Source organism: Pseudomonas sp. IT-P74, from assembly GCF_949768175.1.
Taxonomy (GTDB): domain Bacteria; phylum Pseudomonadota; class Gammaproteobacteria; order Pseudomonadales; family Pseudomonadaceae; genus Aquipseudomonas.
This window is the reverse complement of the sequence record NZ_CATKQD010000001.1, coordinates 236,975-254,458: the sequence shown is the minus strand read 5'-3', so window position 1 is coordinate 254,458 and position 17,484 is coordinate 236,975. Positions and strand designations below refer to the sequence as shown.

General features: G+C 55.4%; 14 protein-coding genes. 8 read left to right on the top strand and 6 right to left on the bottom strand.

Going from position 1 to position 17,484, the window contains the following annotated elements:
• Positions 1-32 precede the first annotated feature (32 nt).
• The 5 genes from ACM6J5_RS01165 to ACM6J5_RS01145 form a co-directional block, all read right to left on the bottom strand.
• Positions 33-950 carry a DMT family transporter gene (locus tag ACM6J5_RS01165; protein WP_414927614.1) on the bottom strand — a complete coding sequence of 306 codons (918 nt, stop codon included), beginning with the start codon at positions 948-950 and terminating at the stop codon, positions 33-35.
• Positions 951-985: 35 nt separating this feature from the next.
• Complete coding sequence (locus ACM6J5_RS01160) at positions 986-1,999, bottom strand: GlxA family transcriptional regulator (protein ID WP_414927613.1); 1,014 nt, start codon at positions 1,997-1,999, stop codon at positions 986-988.
• A 220-nt stretch (positions 2,000-2,219) separates the two neighbouring features.
• The gene (locus ACM6J5_RS01155) at positions 2,220-3,566 is read right to left on the bottom strand and encodes an NAD(P)/FAD-dependent oxidoreductase (RefSeq protein ID WP_095942153.1); all 1,347 of its coding nucleotides are present in this window, start codon (positions 3,564-3,566) and stop codon (positions 2,220-2,222) included.
• Positions 3,563-5,080 carry an aldehyde dehydrogenase gene (locus ACM6J5_RS01150; RefSeq protein ID WP_095942154.1) on the bottom strand — a complete coding sequence of 506 codons (1,518 nt, stop codon included), beginning with the start codon at positions 5,078-5,080 and terminating at the stop codon, positions 3,563-3,565. The genes ACM6J5_RS01155 and ACM6J5_RS01150 overlap by 4 nt, the downstream gene beginning before the upstream one ends.
• Positions 5,073-5,984, bottom strand: a complete 912-nt coding sequence (locus tag ACM6J5_RS01145) for a dihydrodipicolinate synthase family protein (RefSeq protein ID WP_414927612.1) — start codon at positions 5,982-5,984, stop codon at positions 5,073-5,075. The genes ACM6J5_RS01150 and ACM6J5_RS01145 overlap by 8 nt, the downstream gene beginning before the upstream one ends.
• A 483-nt stretch (positions 5,985-6,467) precedes the next feature.
• Here ACM6J5_RS01145 and ACM6J5_RS01140 point away from each other — a divergent pair, with 483 nt between their 5' ends.
• On the top strand, positions 6,468-7,703 hold the full coding sequence (locus ACM6J5_RS01140; RefSeq protein WP_095942231.1) for an aromatic ring-hydroxylating oxygenase subunit alpha: 1,236 nt from the start codon (positions 6,468-6,470) through the stop codon (positions 7,701-7,703).
• Between the two features lie 112 nt (positions 7,704-7,815).
• Here ACM6J5_RS01140 and ACM6J5_RS01135 read toward each other — a convergent pair whose 3' ends face one another.
• On the bottom strand, positions 7,816-8,769 hold the full coding sequence (locus ACM6J5_RS01135; RefSeq protein WP_172435296.1) for a LysR family transcriptional regulator: 954 nt from the start codon (positions 8,767-8,769) through the stop codon (positions 7,816-7,818).
• A 449-nt stretch (positions 8,770-9,218) separates the two neighbouring features.
• On the opposite strand from ACM6J5_RS01135, the gene ACM6J5_RS01130 reads away from it, so the two are divergent.
• The 7 genes from ACM6J5_RS01130 to ACM6J5_RS01100 all read left to right on the top strand — a co-directional run bounded on the left by ACM6J5_RS01130 (position 9,219) and on the right by ACM6J5_RS01100 (position 17,461).
• Positions 9,219-10,256 carry a quaternary amine ABC transporter ATP-binding protein gene (locus ACM6J5_RS01130; protein WP_095942156.1) on the top strand — a complete coding sequence of 346 codons (1,038 nt, stop codon included), beginning with the start codon at positions 9,219-9,221 and terminating at the stop codon, positions 10,254-10,256.
• Between the two features lie 48 nt (positions 10,257-10,304).
• The gene (proW, locus tag ACM6J5_RS01125) at positions 10,305-11,270 is read left to right on the top strand and encodes a glycine betaine/L-proline ABC transporter permease ProW (protein ID WP_095942157.1); all 966 of its coding nucleotides are present in this window, start codon (positions 10,305-10,307) and stop codon (positions 11,268-11,270) included.
• A gap of 68 nt (positions 11,271-11,338) precedes the next feature.
• Positions 11,339-12,382: a glycine betaine/L-proline ABC transporter substrate-binding protein ProX gene (gene proX, locus ACM6J5_RS01120; protein ID WP_172435297.1), complete on the top strand. Its 1,044-nt coding sequence runs from the start codon at positions 11,339-11,341 to the stop codon at positions 12,380-12,382.
• A gap of 87 nt (positions 12,383-12,469) precedes the next feature.
• The gene (locus ACM6J5_RS01115) at positions 12,470-13,819 is read left to right on the top strand and encodes an MmgE/PrpD family protein (RefSeq protein WP_414927611.1); all 1,350 of its coding nucleotides are present in this window, start codon (positions 12,470-12,472) and stop codon (positions 13,817-13,819) included.
• Positions 13,820-13,867: 48 nt separating this feature from the next.
• A complete protein-coding gene (locus tag ACM6J5_RS01110) occupies positions 13,868-14,902 on the top strand; it encodes a GlxA family transcriptional regulator (RefSeq protein ID WP_095942159.1) in 1,035 nt (344 codons plus the stop codon).
• Between the two features lie 96 nt (positions 14,903-14,998).
• Positions 14,999-16,150, top strand: coding sequence for an MFS transporter (locus tag ACM6J5_RS01105; protein ID WP_095942160.1), 1,152 nt, complete (start codon positions 14,999-15,001; stop codon positions 16,148-16,150).
• A gap of 243 nt (positions 16,151-16,393) precedes the next feature.
• A complete protein-coding gene (locus ACM6J5_RS01100) occupies positions 16,394-17,461 on the top strand; it encodes an alpha/beta fold hydrolase (protein WP_414927610.1) in 1,068 nt (355 codons plus the stop codon).
• Positions 17,462-17,484 lie beyond the last annotated feature (23 nt).

The following is a 17,484-nucleotide window of genomic DNA, read 5'->3' as shown; positions in this document are numbered from 1 at the left end:
GCAAAATTTCGTGACGGGCACGCGTTGAGTGCTCACGCCTTGGCTTTAATCGCATACAGCCCACCGATAATCACCAACGTTGCTCCGACAACTACCCATGTGTCGGGGCGCTCGGCAAAGACGATCACACCAATCAAAGTGGCGAACACCAGAAGCGCATAGTTGAAAGGCTGCAGGGTAGAAGCGGTTGCGTATTTCAGTGCTTGAATGAACAGAATCTGAGCGACTACGCCCGTCAATGACAGGATCCCCATCAAGAGGCCCTGGACCGGAGTCGGAGAAACCCATGCGGGTAGCCCCGCAAATGTGACTGTCAGGGCACCCACACTTGCCATAAAGAGCATGTTCGTAGCAAAGGCGTCGTGCTGGCTAATCCGGCGCGTCAGTACGTTGAACACCGCGAATGTTAAAGCAGCCAGCAGGGGAATCAGCGCCGCGAGTTCAAAAACGCCCGCGCCTGGTCGAAGGATGATCAGTGTCCCGGTGAACCCTATGGCGGCGGCAATCCAGCGCCGCAGACCTATGAACTCCCCAAGCACGGCCCCCGCCAATGCCAGTGCAATCAGCGGAAATACGGCATAGAGCGCATGCATTTCGGCCAGGCCCAAATATCGTAGCCCCACTGCAAACAGTATGGTTTCACCCACGGCTAACAGCGCTCGAATGATTTGGAGCCAAGGGTGCTTACTGCGAAATGACTCTTTGCCCCTACCTTGGTAGGCGGCATATCCGAGGGCAAAAACGACAAACACCCAATAGCGCACCATGACCAGTTGGGCAACCGGGAAGTCTTTGACAAGCAACTTGGTTATTCCGTCCTGGCTCGCAAAGATAAGCATTGAAAGCAGGCATAAAAAAATCCCGAGTTGGGGCCTTGCGACGCCAGGACTCGCAGCAACGGTGGGCGCGGCATTTTTTGTTCGGTCACACTTCAATCGCAACTCGGTCATGCCCTCCTCCCTGAATTTTTTCGACAGCCCGGTTTTTACTTCACCAACCGCGTTTCTCTCGAAGGCCGGTAACCGAAGTACGAGCTGTAGCATTTACTGAAATGGCTCGGTGAAACAAAGCCGCATGCGACCAGCACGTCAACCTGAGACAGCTCTGTGTGCTGAAGTAATCGCCGTGCTTCGGTAATGCGCAATTCCAGGTAATACCGTTGCGGCGTGGTACCCAGTTGCTCTTTGAACAAGCGCTCTATTTGTCGACGGGAGCGTCCGGCATAGACCGCCAGTTGGTCCATTTGCAACGGTTCTTCCAGGTTGGCGTCCATCAGCTTGACCACCTCTTTGAGGGGAGCGCTCAACGAGATGTTCTGTGTCGGTTTGATACGCCGATACCGCGACTCTTCGAAAGACAGAATGTCTTCGATGCCCTCGACAAGTGCCTTGCCGTGCAGTCCTTTGATCCACTCGAGAACCATATGATAGGCACCCGCCGGACTCGAAGCCGTCAGCCGGTCTCGATCCATGACAAATGCTTCACTGGTGACATGCGTGACTTTTGAAATTTCTGCGAGCGCAGGTCGGTGTTCGGGATGAATCGCACAACGATACCCCTCAAGCAAACCTGACACGCCCAAAAACCACGCCCCATTCCACAGCCCGGCCAGGGTGATACCCAGTTCCGATGCCGTTTTAAGGATGCTGATCAGCTCGTGATTGACTTTGAGTTCGGTGCGATAACCGCCGCATATGACCAGCAAATCAAGGTCTTTGAGTGCTGCCACGTCCAGACGCGCATCCGGTCGAATGACCAGGCCAAGGTCGCTGGTCACCTCTCCGTCCTGCACCCCGAAGGTTCGTGAAGAGAACAACGCAGGACGCAAAAGGTTGGCAGTGACAATCGTATCGAGCGCTTGCGTAAATGCAGGCAACGAGAAGTGCTCGAGCAGTAAAAATCCTGCCCGGGCATGGGCCGTCGGCTCACTCCGGGTCTCTTCCACATAGCGCAGGTTTTTACCTTTCATACACCCGCTGAAATCTCGTCGTTCGATCACTTTACGTCTCGCTTCTTTACCCTGACCTGTTCTTTGGTACACAGGGTAACAAATGGCCAAGAGCGCTGCGTGCAGCTTATGGCTCCTCCCCTGCCATTCTTGACCTCGGCACCCATCGCAATGATGTCCGTGATAGGCACATAAACACTGGCAGTTCACGCACGCGGATCTGAATCGAAAAAATGCTCTCCATATAGGAAAAGCCGCCAACTTAAACTTGTTAACCTTCTCGCCCGGCCCAAAATTCATGCCAGCGAATGACCGAACTGACACCCAGCTTCGTTATTATTTGGGGGGGGAGCCTGCTGGGCCCTGGCGCGTGACTGATACTTTCCAGAAAATCAGAACGTATACCCGAAGCCAATTCCGCCGCCATTACACCTGCCAGAGTGCTCTTGACCGTTCCCAACCCATTTTCGCAGCAAGCCGAATACAGGTTTTCTTCGATCTCGCCAAATGCAGCGGCGCTGTTACGACTCAAACACAGACGGCCGGCCCAACTGAATTCCAACGCAGTGGATTTCAATTCCGGAAAGCGGGCGTCCAAGGAGTGTCGCTGCTCCTTGGCCACCGCCGCTACACGCTCTGGCGTGACCTGGATACTCGGGTCATAGGTGAACTTTGTCCGGATGACGATACGCGAGAGACCGTCCGTAGAGATTTTACGAACAGTCGCTCCCATTGGATCGGCTGGCAACAATGCCCACTTGGCTCTACCCGGCACGTCTTTCTTGAATGCATCATCACTGTACGCGGCCGTCATGGAGGCGTAAGTGAAGACGTGCAACAGGCGTCCTTGATAATGTCCAAAGTCTTCAATGTGCCCGTTAACCCCCAAAATGACCTTGGGTGCGTGCACCGTCCCGTTATGAGATCGAGCGCTCCAACCGCTTCCCTGCCTGGTCAACTCAATAATCGGAGAGCGTTCGAACAGCGTGATTTTCCCTTCCAGCCCTGCTGCCAGGTCTCTAATGTATTGCGCGGGTTGAATCAACACTGCACCGGGCGTGTAGATCCCACCGTGGTAATAGGTGGACCCGGTGATTTCGCGCATTTGCGCGGCATCAAACATCTCGAACTTCTCGCCGATGCGCTCAAGGGATTGAGCGTAATTGACGTTCAGCTTCAATCCCCGCTCAGTGGCGGCCGCGTTGATCTTCCCTGATGGGTCAAAGGTGTTTGTGGACATGCCGTACTCGCGTGCGGCTTGCGCGGCAAAATCAATCGCAAAACGATTTTGCGTGATTTCCAGCGCCGTTGCAGACTCACTCGCCACGGAGTATTCCCCGGACGACAGACTGTGCGGCACATCGATCATGAAACCAGAGTTCCTGCCTGCCGGCCCCTTGGCGACTTCATGAGCATCGACCACAACAATGCTGTCACCGGGGTGTAACTGTGAAAGTCTGCGAGCGGCGGACAAGCCGGCAAAACCGGCACCGATAATCAGCCAGTCCGCCGTCACGTTTCCATCAAGCATGCGGACAGGCGCAGTGCGTGCGGAAATCGCCTCCCAACCCGAAACCCCGGTATCTACCGGCAGGCGCTTGATGGTATGGGTGCTCATTTTTCGGTCTCTTCATCCGACCGATCAGACACATCGATCCAGATTGTTTTGATTTCGGTGTACTGGTCATGGGCAAAAATGGATTTGTCCCGACCGCCGAAGCCCGACTCCTTGTAGCCGCCGAATGGCGTCGAAGCATCGCCCTCACCAAAGCAGTTCACCGTGACGATGCCCGCGCGAATTTCCCGCGACAACCTGATCGCCCGGCGCAGACTGGCGGTGTACACCGAGGCTGCCAGGCCGTAGACCGTGTTATTGGCCAGGGCAATCGCTTCCGAGATCGTATTGAAGGTGGTGACCGAAAGAATCGGGCCGAAGATCTCTTCCTGAAACAGACGGTTGTCTGGACCGACACCGTCTATCACGGTCGGCTCTACGAAGGCACCGTCTTTGGTCGCACCACCGTAAACCACTTCAAGCTTTCCGGCGGTGGCGTGCTCAAGGTACGACTTCACTTTTGCGAAATGCTCAGGGCTGACCAGCGACCCTACGCGGTTTTCCGGATCAAGTGGGTCGCCCATCTTCCATTCGCGGATGTAGGCGCCCATGCGCTCCAGCAGCTCGTCTTTAACAGACGCATGGACGATCAGACGCGAGGTCGCGGAGCAGTTCTCGCCCATATTCCAGAACGCGCCATTGACGACATGCTGAGCGACGAGATCCAGGTCTTGCGCATCGTCCATCACCACGGCCGGGTTTTTCCCGCCGCACTCAAGGACGATGCGCTTCAGGTTCGAATCGGCGGCGTAATGCAGGAAGCGGCGGCCGGTCGCAGTGGAACCGGTAAAGCTCACCATGTCGACGTCGTTATGCAAGCCAATGGGCTCGCCGACCTCTTTGCCCGTGCCGGTCACAATGTTGAGGACCCCGGCGGGTATACCGGCTTCAAACGCCAACTGAGCAACGCGCAACGTGGTCAGTGATGTTTGTTCGGCAGGTTTGACGATGACCGAACAGCCCGCAGCGAGCGCCGGGCCGATTTTCCAGGCCAGCATCAGCAGCGGGAAGTTCCAGGGCAATACGCAGCCCACCACGCCGATCGGCTCCCGGACCACCATGGTCAGCGCGTCGCTGCCCACCGGGGCGGTGTTGTCATAAATCTTGTCGATCAGTTCTGCGTGCCAGCGGATCGTGTGGATGGTGTCCGGGATGTCGACCAACTGACATTCACTGACCGGTTTGCCGCTATCGAGACTTTCGAGAACGGCCAGTTCGTGTTGATGGCTTTCAAGCAGGTTTGCAAACTTCAACAGAACCGCTTTGCGCTCCCGAGGCGAAACAGATCTCCAGCGTCCATCCTCAAAGGCCTCCTTGGCATTGCTCACCGCGAAGTCGACATCATCGGACGAACAAGCTGCGATGTCGGTCAAAAAGGCACCGGTTGCCGGATTGTTCGTGGCGAAGGTTTTGCCAGAGATCGCGGGCTTGAACGCGCCATTGATGAACGCCCTGGATGGCAGCGAAATGTCTTTGGCCAGAGCAGCGTATTCGGCCTTGCTCAGAAGATCACCCATGGCTGGCTCCCGAAGTAATGTTGGCTACGTTACGTTTGAGTTCAGTAATGACCGACGCGAAACGCTGTTTTTCGTCCGCTTCAAGTGGCTGCAACGGCAGGCGCACGTTACCGACGTTCAATCCGGCAACTTCACAGCCGTACTTGATCGACTGCACGAACTTGCCACCGTCCAGGGCATTCATCAGCGGCATCATTGCCGACATGATTTGACGGCCTTTGTCGAAGTTCTTTTCGATCACGCAGGCTTCATAAAGCGCAACGTGTTCCCTGGGCAGGAAGTTGGAACCTGCGCACACCCAACTGCGGGCGCCCCAGGCAAAAAACTCGAGGGCCTGGTCGTCCCATCCGCAGGACAAGGCGATATTGGGGAACTGCCGGGCCAGCCTATGCACCTGGCCCATGTCGCCGGAGCTTTCCTTGATGGCGATGACGTTTTTCGATTGGCTGACACGCGTGAAGTATTCTTCATCCATCGAAACGCACATGCGCCCCGGATAGTTGTAAAGCATGATCGGCAAGTTCGCTGCGCGATCGATAGTGAGCGCGTGAATCGCGTTTTCCTGTGAGGTTGGCAGCGCATAAGGCGGGGACGTGACAAGAATGGCGTCCGCTTTGATCGATTTGGCATCCTTGGCGTACTGAACCGCATCTTCGGTGCGAATCGCCCCGGTACTGACGATCAGTTGCACCCGCGTGCCAATCACGTCTTTGGCGTAGGCCGCCAACTCGGTGCGTTCTTCCGACGTCTGCGCATAATACTCGCCGGTCGACCCGCCGATAATAATGCCGTGCACCTTCGCCTCAATCAGCGACTCCAAAACTTGGGAGTACACATCCCAGTCAATCTCCCCATCAGAGTTATAAGGAGTTACTGCTGGCGTATAAATACCTTCAAATTTCAAGATAAATGCTCCGAATGGGAGTTAGGTGGAAGATCAACAAACGCGTCAGCTTTAATGCCTTGAGGCGCGATAAAGATCTCTATGCTTTACGGGACAGTTCCCAATGCTCAAGCACGAGATCGCCAGAGGTTGTTTTACTGACTAAGTACCGTTAGCTGTTGAATCCAGACTGGCATGGGGCAATAGAGTGGTCAATAGCGTGTCTTCCTCGCATAGACATCTTTAAAGCGATATAGCGCACAGAGTCGAAAATTATTAATCCTTTAAAATCAATTGGTTACGAACAGCAGCTTAAAGCTACGCTATCGATCGATAACATTTGTTTATGCATTGATAAGCGTAAAAGTTTCTTGTTGGGGTGTGATTGCAGACGTAGTCTTTACAACAGCGATATTTTATCGGCGAAATGACGTTACCCAATATCGAGATTGATGCAAACAATGGTCTTTTGTCGTCCCTTTGGTATTTTGGAGTGTGTTGACCGTGAGCACTAAATCGGCAGTTTCAAATCTTGTTGCGCAGCGCAAGCCTGACCATGCGCTGCCAGGTACCCTCTATAGCGACCCAGATGTCTACAGGCAGGATCTGGAACAGATCTGGCACAAAAGCTGGATCTTCGCCGGGCACACATTTGAGCTGGAGAAGTCGGGTCAGTACCTGTCGCTGCAAATCGGCGATTACCCTGTCGCGATCGTCCGTGGCGCAGACAAGCAGATTCGTGCATTCCACAACGCTTGTCGTCATCGCGGCTCCAAGGTATGCCCGCAAGCGAGCGGCAAGGTCGCCAAGCTGGTGTGCCCTTACCACAAATGGACATTCGAACTGGATGGCAGACTGCTTTTCGCCGGAAACATGGGGGAGGACTTCGACAAGTCACAGCATGGCTTGAAGTCCGTGCATTGTGAGGTCGTCGAAACGTACATCTATGTGTGCGTCGCTGATGTGGCGCCTGACTTTTCGTCATTCAGAAAATCTCTGACGCCTTTCGTTGCGCCTCATAACCTGGACGACTGTAAAGTCGCGTTTGAGTCGAACATCATCGAGAAAGGTAACTGGAAACTGGTTTTCGAGAACAACCGCGAGTGTTACCACTGCGATTTTACTCACCCGGAATTGATGCACTCATTCGTCGACAACCCATCAGTGGGTGGCGCCGGAGGCGATGAGGATCTTGAACTCAAAGAGCATTGGGATCGTTGCGAAGCGGCAGGCCTGCCCAGCCGATTGGTCATGGACGAAGACGGTCGCTTCCGCATGACGCGCATCCCCCTTTTTTCCGGTGCCGTCAGCTACACAATGGATGGCAAGCCTGCGGTTGCCGGTCGCTTGGACACAACCGGTGAAGCCAACATCGGTGCGCTGCTGTATTTCAACTACCCATCGACCTGGAACCACTTTCTGGGCGATCACGCGCTGAGCTTCCGCGTTCTGCCCATCGGTCCGGGCGAAACGTTGGTCACTACAAAATGGATCGTCAAGAAGGACGCGCAGGAAGGTGTCGACTACGACATCGATCGCCTGACCAAGGTTTGGCTTGCAACCAATGACCAGGATCGCACCTTGGTTGAAGGCGCACAGGTCGGCGTCAGCTCTCCTGCTTACGAGCCGGGCCCATTGTCGGTGGCCAGCGAAATTGGTGTGTGTCAGTTTGATGATTGGTACTGCAAAACGATGCTTGAACAGCTCAATGACACGATCCCGTTAAGATCTGTCGGCTAAGCAAAACTGCCGGTGGTGAGAACCACGAATGATCACCACCGGCATACCCAAACTTCTCCCCTCCTCGCACCCCGAGTCACGGCTCAATCAGCACTCCTGCCTTCCAGACAGCTCAGGAAAACTGGGCGAGAATCCAGTCTCGTAACCGACAACACGCGTCGTCATTGATCCGGTCCTCACGAAATGTCAGATAGTGCTGACTTTCATGGAGAACCACTTCCTCTTCGATCGGCCGAATCAGCGTGCCGTTTTCGATCAGGTTTGCAACCAGGTGATTCCATCCGAGGGCTACACCCTGATGGGTCAACACCATGCTGATGACCAGGTTGTAGTCGTTCGCGTTGAAAACGTGAGGGCTGTCGTGGGGGCGTTTCTCGATATCAACATCGTGATAAGCCAGCCAAACACCCCAGTCAACGTGCTCCGCTACCTGGGATCGGCCATAGGGGCTGAGGTTGAGCAAAACCCCGTCGCGTAACCCTTCCAGGCTGGACAGCTCAGGGTGCTCCTCTTTGTAGCGAGGTGTGCACACAGGATAGATGACGTCATGAAACAACGGATAACTGCGGTAGCCATCCTGAATCCTGGCCATTTTGGTGATGAAGATGTCCGGAGTGACACCCGGTTCCATTGACAAAAAGTTTTGAGTGGTGACCAGATTGAGGTCGATGTCTGCGTTCTTGGTAAAAAAGCCTGGCAGCTTCGCTGCGAGCCAAAGAGCTGAAAACGCGGGAGAACAGCAAAGCGTCAACGTGCGCTTGCCTGCATTGTTGGTGCGAATGCGCTCCGCCGCCTGGGAAATGTTGACGAAAGATAGCTGTGCCGCATCAAAAAAGATCGATCCGGCTTCCGTCAACTCGACAGCTCGCCCCACCCTCTTGAAGAGATCCACCCCAAGGTACGCCTCAAGCTCACGAATCTGACGGCTGATCGCCGCTTGAGTAACACACAGCGCTTCAGCCGCACGCGTAAAGCTCTGATATTTGGCGGCGGCTACGAATGACTTCACTGCTTTCAGAGACGGCATTTTCAGCAGCGTCATGTCTGGATCGATGTGCTTAACCATAACCTAGAGTATTGAATATCCGGTTCGGGGCCCTTTGAAGGGCCGTTAGGGACGAGATCGGCGGGAAGGTTCCACCTGGAGCCAATGCTGGAGCGTAGCTGAAACAAAGGGTCTAAGACAGGGCCAGGCGTACTCGTCTTCGCAACTAGCACTGCCGCAGTCGCAAATTGACTCGATTCAATAATTGATAACATGGCGTTATTGATTGGCGGGAAGAAATGTTGTTAGACGCTGACTCTATAAGGTAATAACTTGGTTCTCAAGGAACTGCTTAATTCAGCGCCGACAAAAACAAAAATAATAAACATCACATAATAAAGAGGATGGTCACTATGACTATTTCCCAATCTTTCTCCCAGCTTGACTGCCCCTACAAGCACCGTCTGAATTGATCAAGACACGTACACCTGAATTCTTGATCTTATGTCGTAATTGCAGCAGGAGGGATTATGAGTCTTGGTGACGAGATACTCTCGGTAAAAAACATTTACAAGGTCTTTGGTGCTCAGCCAAAACTCGCGATGGAGATGCTGGCGCGCGGTGCTGATAAAAGTGAGATTTTCAGCAAAACCGGTCAAGTCGTTGGCGTTTTCGACGCCAGTTTCTCCGTAAAACGTGGAGAGATTTTTGTCATCATGGGGCTTTCCGGTTCCGGGAAATCGACGATGGTGCGCTTGTTCAATCGACTGATCGAGCCAACCTGCGGAACAATCCATCTCAACGGCCGGGAAATCACCGGTCTGTCGGATGCCGATCTCCTCAGCGTTCGTCGCAAAGACATGAGCATGGTGTTTCAGTCGTTTGCCCTGATGCCCCACATGAGTGTGATCGACAACGTTGCTTTCGGCCTGGAAATCTCGGGGGTCGAGGAAAGCGAACGGCATAAACGTGCACTCGAGGCACTTAAACAGGTGGGGCTCGATGGCCACGCCTACAGCTACCCGCACCAACTGTCCGGCGGTATGCAACAGCGGGTAGGCCTGGCCCGAGCGCTGGCCAACGACCCAGCCATCCTGCTGATGGACGAGGCCTTCTCGGCGCTCGACCCGTTGATTCGCCACGAAATGCAGGGCGAACTGATCCGCCTTCAGGCAGAACAGCATCGCACCATCATCTTCATCTCCCATGACATTGACGAGGCGATTCGCATCGGCCATCGCATAGCGATCATGGAGGGTGGCCGGGTCGTACAGATCGGTACCCCGCAAGAGCTGCTTTGCAACCCGGTGAACGATTACGTCAGGGCTTTCTTCAAAGGGTTCGATGCCTCGAAGATCCTGAAGGCTGGCGATGTTGCCAGGATTTGTGCAGAGCATCCGTACGCCGTGGATCAATCCACGCCTACGCTGCGCGACGATGTACTCCTGCAGGACGTCTTTCACATCGTCGCCGATGCAGTTAATCCAGTTGCCGTCCTGGATCGCCAGGGTGTGTTCAAAGGCACGATCTCCAAGAGCCTACTGCTTCAGACAATGAGCCGACACTAATAGTCTCTATTAGCTGGCTTGCCAGGCTCGGACATTCAGGTGATTAGCATGAACGAATTCAGTTTTCTCGACCCGTTTCAATCCATCAACATCCCTTTGGGCCAATGGGTAGAAATTGCCCTGAATTATCTGGTTCATAATTTCCGCGAGGTATTCCGCTCGATTAGATGGCCAATCGACCAGGTACTTAATGGTATTCAGTTCGGACTGTTGGCTATTCCTCCCTCGATATTCATTATTATCGCGACGCTCTTCGGCTGGCAGGTAGGAGGGAAAAAGATCGGAGTCCTTTGCCTCGTCACCCTCACCCTCTTGGGCGTGATCGGCGTATGGAGTGACGCCATGATCACCCTCGCGCTGGTGCTCACTTCACTGTTTTTCTGTGCCGTCATTGGCATACCGCTGGGTGTCCTGTGTGCCCGCAGTGACCGGCTGGAGATGCTTCTGCGGCCAGTGCTCGACGCCATGCAAACACTGCCTGCTTTTGTTTATCTGGTACCCGTGGTGATGCTGTTTGGCATCGGCAACGTACCGGGGGTCCTGGTCACGATCATCTTTTCGGTAGCGCCACTGGTCAGGCTCACCAATCTGGGAATTCGTCAGGTGCCGGAAGACAAGGTTGAGGCCGCCCGGGCTTTCGGATGTACCCCACGCCAGATGCTGAGGCGAGTTCAACTTCCTTTGGCTGCACCAACAATCATGGCGGGCTTGAATCAGGCATTGATGTTGTCACTGTCGATGGTGGTGATCGCATCGATGATTTCGGTTGGTGGGCTGGGGATGATGGTGCTTCGCGGGATTGGCCGCCTTGACATGGGCTTGGCAACCGTCGGTGGCCTGGGCCTGGTATTGCTGGCGATTTTCCTTGACCGCCTGACCCAGGCGATGGGCGAGCGCAGTAACAGAGCCACCAAAGGTGAGCACTGGTACCAGACCGGCCCGGCGGGTGTCATCTATCGCCTGAAGAGAAAAAACACGGTTACGAAAATGGAAGTCAGCCCCAAAGAAAGCTAACTGCGCTAAGCGGCGCGTCGTGAACCAAAAGAAATGCCAACTTAGTAATCCAGCCAAGGTAAACAATAATGAACTTCACAACAGTCGGAATAAAACAGAAATTCATTCACTCTGTGGCGCTTTTAGTACTGGCGGTTTCACCTGTTTTCGCATCGGCCGCCACCGCGCAGTTGCCTGGAAAAGGGGTGTCGATCACTCCCATTTTCCCGTCAATCGCCGAAGAGCGATTCCGCGGAGAAATTGCAATGGCGGGACTAAAGGAGTTGGGCTACGACGTTGAGACGCCCAAGGAAACCGAGTACTCCACCATGATGGTGGCGATTTCCAATGGCGACGCCGATTTCTCGGTACATCTGTGGGAGGAACTGCACAAATCTTTCTACCAGAAGGCCGGCGGCGATGAGACGATGGTGAAAACCGGCGACATTATGCCGGGCGTGTTGCAGGGCTACATGATTGACAAGAAAACGGCTGATGAACACCACATCACCTCTATAGAAGATTTACAGAAACCGGAAATCGCCAAACTGTTCGATGCCAATGGTGACGGTAAAGCTGACCTCACTGGTTGCAACCCTGGTTGGGGCTGTGAGCTCATCATTGCCCACCACATGAAAGCCTATGGCCTGGAAAAGAGCGTAACCAATAACCAGGGCTCCTACTTTGCGCTGATGGCCGACACCATCGCTCGTTATAAACAAGGCAAGCCAATTCTCTATTACACCTGGGTGCCTCAGTGGATCTCCGGTGTGCTGGTCGAAGGTAAGGATGTTGTCTGGCTGACCGTGCCGCGTACGGATCTTCCAGGCGGCAAAAACGATGTCAACACTACCTTCAATGGTAAAAACCTTGGTTTCGCGGTAGACAGTGTCAAAGCGGTGATCAACAAAGAGTTCGCCGAGAAAAATCCGGCGGCCGTGAAGTTCCTGTCGGAAATGCAGATAACTACCGACGATGAAAGCGCGCAAAATCTCAAAATGCACGATGGCGAAAAAAGTGCAGCTGACATTACCCGGCACGCCAAAGAATGGATCGCGGCTCATCGCGCGAAATACGACAGCTGGCTGGCAGACGCACGCGCCGCGGCAAATACCGCCACCGCAAAGAACTAGTCCCCTCTTATAAAGCTGCGTAAAAGGTTGTCCTTCACCGGGCAACTTTTTTATCCGTTTCGGCGTTCATCACTCGGGAATATTGAAATGCAGTTGTATTCATTCGTCCAGAATTTCAGTTACAAGGACGCGCCCCTGCATACACGCGAGTTGGTTAAAACTTGCCTGCTCGACATCATTGGCGTGGCCGCCGGAGCTCGCAATAATCAAACCAGTGTGATGCTCAAAACCTACGCTGACACTCACTACTCTGCCAACAAGCTGTCCAGCCGCCTTTGGTTCGACGGCAGAGCCGTACATCCACTGGGCGCCGCGTATGCCGGCGGTTTCTGCGTTGATAGCCTGGATGCACATGAAGGCCACTTCACCTCCAAGGGGCATGCGGGTGCAACCGTTGTCCCGGCCATTGTGGCATTGGTAGACGCGTATCGCAGTCAGGGCAAAGACATCAGCGGCGAAGAATTCCTCAGCGCACTGTGCATCGGTTACGAGACTGCCTTGCGGGCGGGCCAGGCATTGATGGCCACCGCCCCTGAATATCATGCCTCAGGCGCCTTTTCCGGGATCGGGGTCGTTTGCGCCGGAGCCCGCCTGCTGAAGCTTGATGAAACGACTTTCCGTCATGCGCTGGGTATCGCGGAATACTTCGGCCCGAGGTGCCCGATGATGCGCCTGGTGAGCTTTCCGACGATGTTGCGCGATGCCCACGGCGCCGGGGCGTATGCCGGACTGAACGCATTACTGATGGCACAGCTCGGTGTCACTGGCGCTCCAGCCGCCACCGTTGAACCTTTGGAGATTTCCACTTTCTGGCAGGACATCGGAACCCGTTGGGAGATCGACGAGCAATATTTCAAACCGTGGCCGGTATGTCGCTGGGCGCAACCGGCACTCACGGCCATGACCGATCTGATGCGAGCACATCCTGTCATCACTGCTGAGTTGATCGAGACCATCGATGTCGAGACATTTCACGAGTCTGTGTGCCTGCAGGGGCATTTTCCGAAGAATGCGGACGAGGCCCAATACGCGTTGGCATTCCCACTGGCCGCCTTGATCGTTCGTGGAAAGCTGGGCCCTGACGAAGTCACCGGGGACTCCATTCATGCGCCGGACATCCTGAATATCAGCGCGAAGATAACCCTTCATGAGGCGCCCGACCTGTCCGCCAGGTTCCCTGAGGAAATCCTCTCCCGCGTCACCGTCACCCTGAAAGACGGCACGCGTCTGACGAGCCCAACCGCGACGGCCAAGGGCGACCCCGGCAACCCTATGTCGAGTGCCGAACTCACGGCTAAATATCATTTGCTGGCGGATGACAGCCTGGGATCCGCGGTCAGCAACGCGATCAAGAGCAGTGTTGAAGCACTGCCTGAGAGCGGTGACTGCCGGTCATTCTTTGACTTGTTGCTGTCTGCGCCAAAAACCGCTGTCTAGATTGAGCAACGGTTTCGTAGCTATTGGTAAAGGTGTCAAAGAGGGCTTATGCCATTCGTATTCGAGAGCGTGCTTAAAGACAAGAACATGGGGTACTCCTGTACGGCGCAGAAACCAATAAAGCCGCCGGCGGTGACTCGTGTAGCGTTCGTGCTTTTGAACAATTTCTCGATGATGTCGTTCACCGGCGCTATCGATGCGCTGGTGACCGCCAACCTGATTAGCTCGACGCCGGCGTTTGAGGTGTTGACGGTCGGCATCAAGAACCGTCTTGTGATGAGCGATCTGGGAATCGCCATTTCAGCGGACCTGGAGTTATCCCAACTACCGGATCGCATCGACGTTCTCATTGTCGCGGGTGGTTTGCGAGTGAAGCTGATCAGCGACCCGCTGTTACGGCGCAAGCTACGTAACGTCGCCTCTCTTGGCGCGACCATGGGCGGTTTGTGGAATGGTGCGTTTTTTCTGGCGGAAGCTCAGTTGATGGACGGTGTCGAGTGTGCCTTCCATCCAGATGGGCGAGCGATGATGGAGGATGTTTTCCCCAAAGTCCTGGTCACTTGTCGGACTCACGTATTGGATAGAAACCGTATCACATGCGCCGGTGCCAGCAGTTCGTTACGCATGATGCTGGAGCTCATCACCGCTAAACAAGGCGTGTCGCTGACCCACGCTGTCGAGGAAATACTCGGTTGCGATCAAACCGCTGAAGTCTCCGGGATATCGACTGTCATCGTTGACACTGACCCCACCTTGCCACAAACCCTGAAGCTCGCTTTAGAACTGATGCAAAAGAACATCGAAGAGCCACTATCGATCGACGAACTGGCTGAATGTGTGAAAATTTCCCGACGACAATTGGAGCGGCGCTTCTGCCGTTTCGTGGGCGCCACGCCCACACGCTACTACCTTGAGCTGCGCTTGACTCGAGCACGACAGCTTATTCTGCAGAGCAATCGGCCGATCACCGATATCGCGATTGCGACCGGCTTCTGTAGTTTCGCCAACTTCCATATGCGCTTTCGTGACTTCTTTGGCGTAGCGCCAAGCAGTTATAGAGCGACGTATGAGCGCAGGCGCTGAGTTTCGAAGCCCGGGCACGAAAAAAACATACGAAACCCGCACTGTCCAAGCCGAGTAACCGGTGGCTGACATCATCGATAAGGATTACCGAGAATCATGAATGCTCCATCGTCGGTGTTGATAACCACGGCTAACCACAGCGAGCGGATGTCTACACGCATTGCCTTCCTCATCGCGGGCTTGCTCATGTCCGCTTGGGCGCCTCTGGTTCCATTGGTCAAGGCACGCGCCGGCCTGGACGATGGCGGCCTGGGGTTGCTGCTGCTTGGCCTTGGCGGTGGATCTATTGTGGCCATGCCCTTCGCCGGCTATCTCACTGCACACTATGGATGCCGACCGGTCGTAATCTGGGCGACGATTGTCTTGTGTGCCGTTCTTGCGCTGTTGAGCACCGTGACCTGGCTGCCGGGCTTGGTCATCGCTGTCATTATCTTCGGTGCCAGTATGGGCATGCTTGATTGCGCCATGAACATACAGTCCGTCATCGTCGAGAAAAACAGCGGGCAGGCGCTTCAGTCCGGCTTCCATGGCCTTTACAGCGTCGGAGGCATCGTGGGCGCCGGGGCCATGACCGCTTTATTGACCTTGGGGCTGGATCCACTGATTGCGGCGCTCTGTATCGTTGCCACCGTTTTGGGATCGCTTTACAAGGCCGCGCCTGCTTTGCTGACTTATGGCACTGAACGGGGTGGGCCATTGTTCGCGGTGCCCAGAGGTATCGTGCTGCTTTTAGGGACGCTCTGCTTCATCGTCTTCCTCACCGAAGGTGCAATGCTTGACTGGAGCGCAGTCTTCCTTGTCTCAAACCGAGGGTTAGAGCCGAGCATCGCCGGTTTGGGCTACGCATCCTTCGCCGCGGCGATGACGGTGGGCCGCCTGACGGGGGACGCCATCGTCAGCAAACTGGGCGGCGTACGCGTCGTTGCGCTTGGCGGGCTTTGCGCAGCCGCGGGCATGATCGTGTCGCTTGGAATCGATGGCTGGCCCGCGTCCTTGATCGGCTACGCCCTGGTCGGGGCTGGCTGCTCGAACATTGTCCCGGTGCTCTTTACCGCTGTAGGCCGGCAGCAACGTATGCCACAGGCGGTAGCCATCCCCGCTGTCATCTCGATGGGCTACGCGGGCATTCTGATCGGTCCCGTGTTTATTGGGGCGGTCGCCCATCTGAGCACCTTGTCGTTCGCTCTGGGCGGCCTGATTGTCTTCCTCGTTTTTGTCAGTGCAACAGCACGATTTCTTCGTAATTGACCCAATCGTTTCCGGCACGATTTCAGCATTGGCCATTGCGAATCGAACTCCTCGTCCAGAAAACCAGTCGGCCTTGGTGATCCGCTGTGTATCACAGTGTGTCAGCGCGACACCTCGATACACAGACTTTCATCCGGCCGACGATCGGACACAGGCCAGATACGTTGCCACGCTTCAATGCATGCAAGGTATGAAGGGGCTCGCACGGAACCCCTGACCCATGGCTGGTAAAGGAGAGATCCCATGAAGATGGCACTGCGCAATCGAAAGCCCGGCAAGACTCGCCGCCACTTGGTCGGCCCTTCTATCCTCGTACTGTCGCTATACGGCGTGTTCGGCGCGGCCCACGCACAAACGGCCGTCACCGCGCAGCCCGCAGTGGCCCCTGCCAGTACCACCCAGGCGGCGCCCTCGCCGTTCGGCCCGCTCAAGCATGTCAACGCCGGGTTGCTGGACGTGGCGTACGCCGAAACAGGCCCGGCCGATGGGCCGGTGGTGATCCTGCTGCACGGCTGGCCGTATGACATTCACAGCTATGACGAAGTCGCGCCCTTGCTGGCCGCCAAGGGTTATCGGGTGCTGATGCCCTATGCCCGTGGTTATGGCGATACGCATTTCCTGTCCGATAAAACCCTGCGCAATGGCCAACCGGCTGCGCTGGCCAGTGATGTCATCGATTTCATGGACGCCCTGAAAATCAAGCAAGCGGTGCTCGGTGGCTATGACTGGGGTGCGCGTTCGGCCGACATTGTCTCGGCGTTGTGGCCGGAGCGGGTCAAGGCGCTGGTCTCGGTCAGCGGCTATCTGATCGGCAACCAGGCCGTCGGCAAGAATCCGCTGCCACCCAAGGCGGAATTGCAGTGGTGGTATCAGTTCTACTTCGCCACTGACCGTGGTCGCGCCGGTTACGAGAAGAACACCCACGACTTCGCCAAATTGATCTGGCAACTGGCTTCGCCGAAATGGGCGTTCGATGACGCCACCTTCGACCGCAGTGCCAAGGCCCTGGACAACCCCGACCATGTCGACATCACCGTGTTCAACTACCGCTGGCGCCTGGGCCTGGTCCAGGGCGAGAGCCGATACGAAGCGCTGGAGCAGAAATTGGCCACGGCGCCGTCCATCAGCGTGCCGACCATTACCCTTGAAGGCGATGCCAACGGCGCACCGCACCCGGCGCCTGAAGACTATGCCAAGCGCTTCACCGGTAAATACGAATTCCGGCTGATCAATGGCGGCATCGGCCATAACCTGCCGCAGGAAGATCCGCAGGCATTCGCCAAGGCGGTGATTGATGCCGATCACCTCTGAGGTCGATCTGACGTCCTCACGCC

What these genes read in the sequence shown, in the direction of transcription:
- ACM6J5_RS01165 (WP_414927614.1), bottom strand. Translation starts at nt 950, where the DNA reads ATGACCGAGTTGCGATTGAAGTGTGACCGAACAAAAAATGCCGCGCCC.
- ACM6J5_RS01155 (WP_095942153.1), bottom strand. Translation starts at nt 3,566, where the DNA reads ATGAGCACCCATACCATCAAGCGCCTGCCGGTAGATACCGGGGTTTCG.
- ACM6J5_RS01150 (WP_095942154.1), bottom strand. Translation starts at nt 5,080, where the DNA reads ATGGGTGATCTTCTGAGCAAGGCCGAATACGCTGCTCTGGCCAAAGAC.
- ACM6J5_RS01135 (WP_172435296.1), bottom strand. Translation starts at nt 8,769, where the DNA reads ATGGTTAAGCACATCGATCCAGACATGACGCTGCTGAAAATGCCGTCT.
- ACM6J5_RS01130 (WP_095942156.1), top strand. Translation starts at nt 9,219, where the DNA reads ATGAGTCTTGGTGACGAGATACTCTCGGTAAAAAACATTTACAAGGTC.
- proW (WP_095942157.1), top strand. Translation starts at nt 10,305, where the DNA reads ATGAACGAATTCAGTTTTCTCGACCCGTTTCAATCCATCAACATCCCT.
- proX (WP_172435297.1), top strand. Translation starts at nt 11,339, where the DNA reads ATGAACTTCACAACAGTCGGAATAAAACAGAAATTCATTCACTCTGTG.
- ACM6J5_RS01115 (WP_414927611.1), top strand. Translation starts at nt 12,470, where the DNA reads ATGCAGTTGTATTCATTCGTCCAGAATTTCAGTTACAAGGACGCGCCC.
- ACM6J5_RS01110 (WP_095942159.1), top strand. Translation starts at nt 13,868, where the DNA reads ATGCCATTCGTATTCGAGAGCGTGCTTAAAGACAAGAACATGGGGTAC.
- ACM6J5_RS01105 (WP_095942160.1), top strand. Translation starts at nt 14,999, where the DNA reads ATGAATGCTCCATCGTCGGTGTTGATAACCACGGCTAACCACAGCGAG.
- ACM6J5_RS01100 (WP_414927610.1), top strand. Translation starts at nt 16,394, where the DNA reads ATGAAGATGGCACTGCGCAATCGAAAGCCCGGCAAGACTCGCCGCCAC.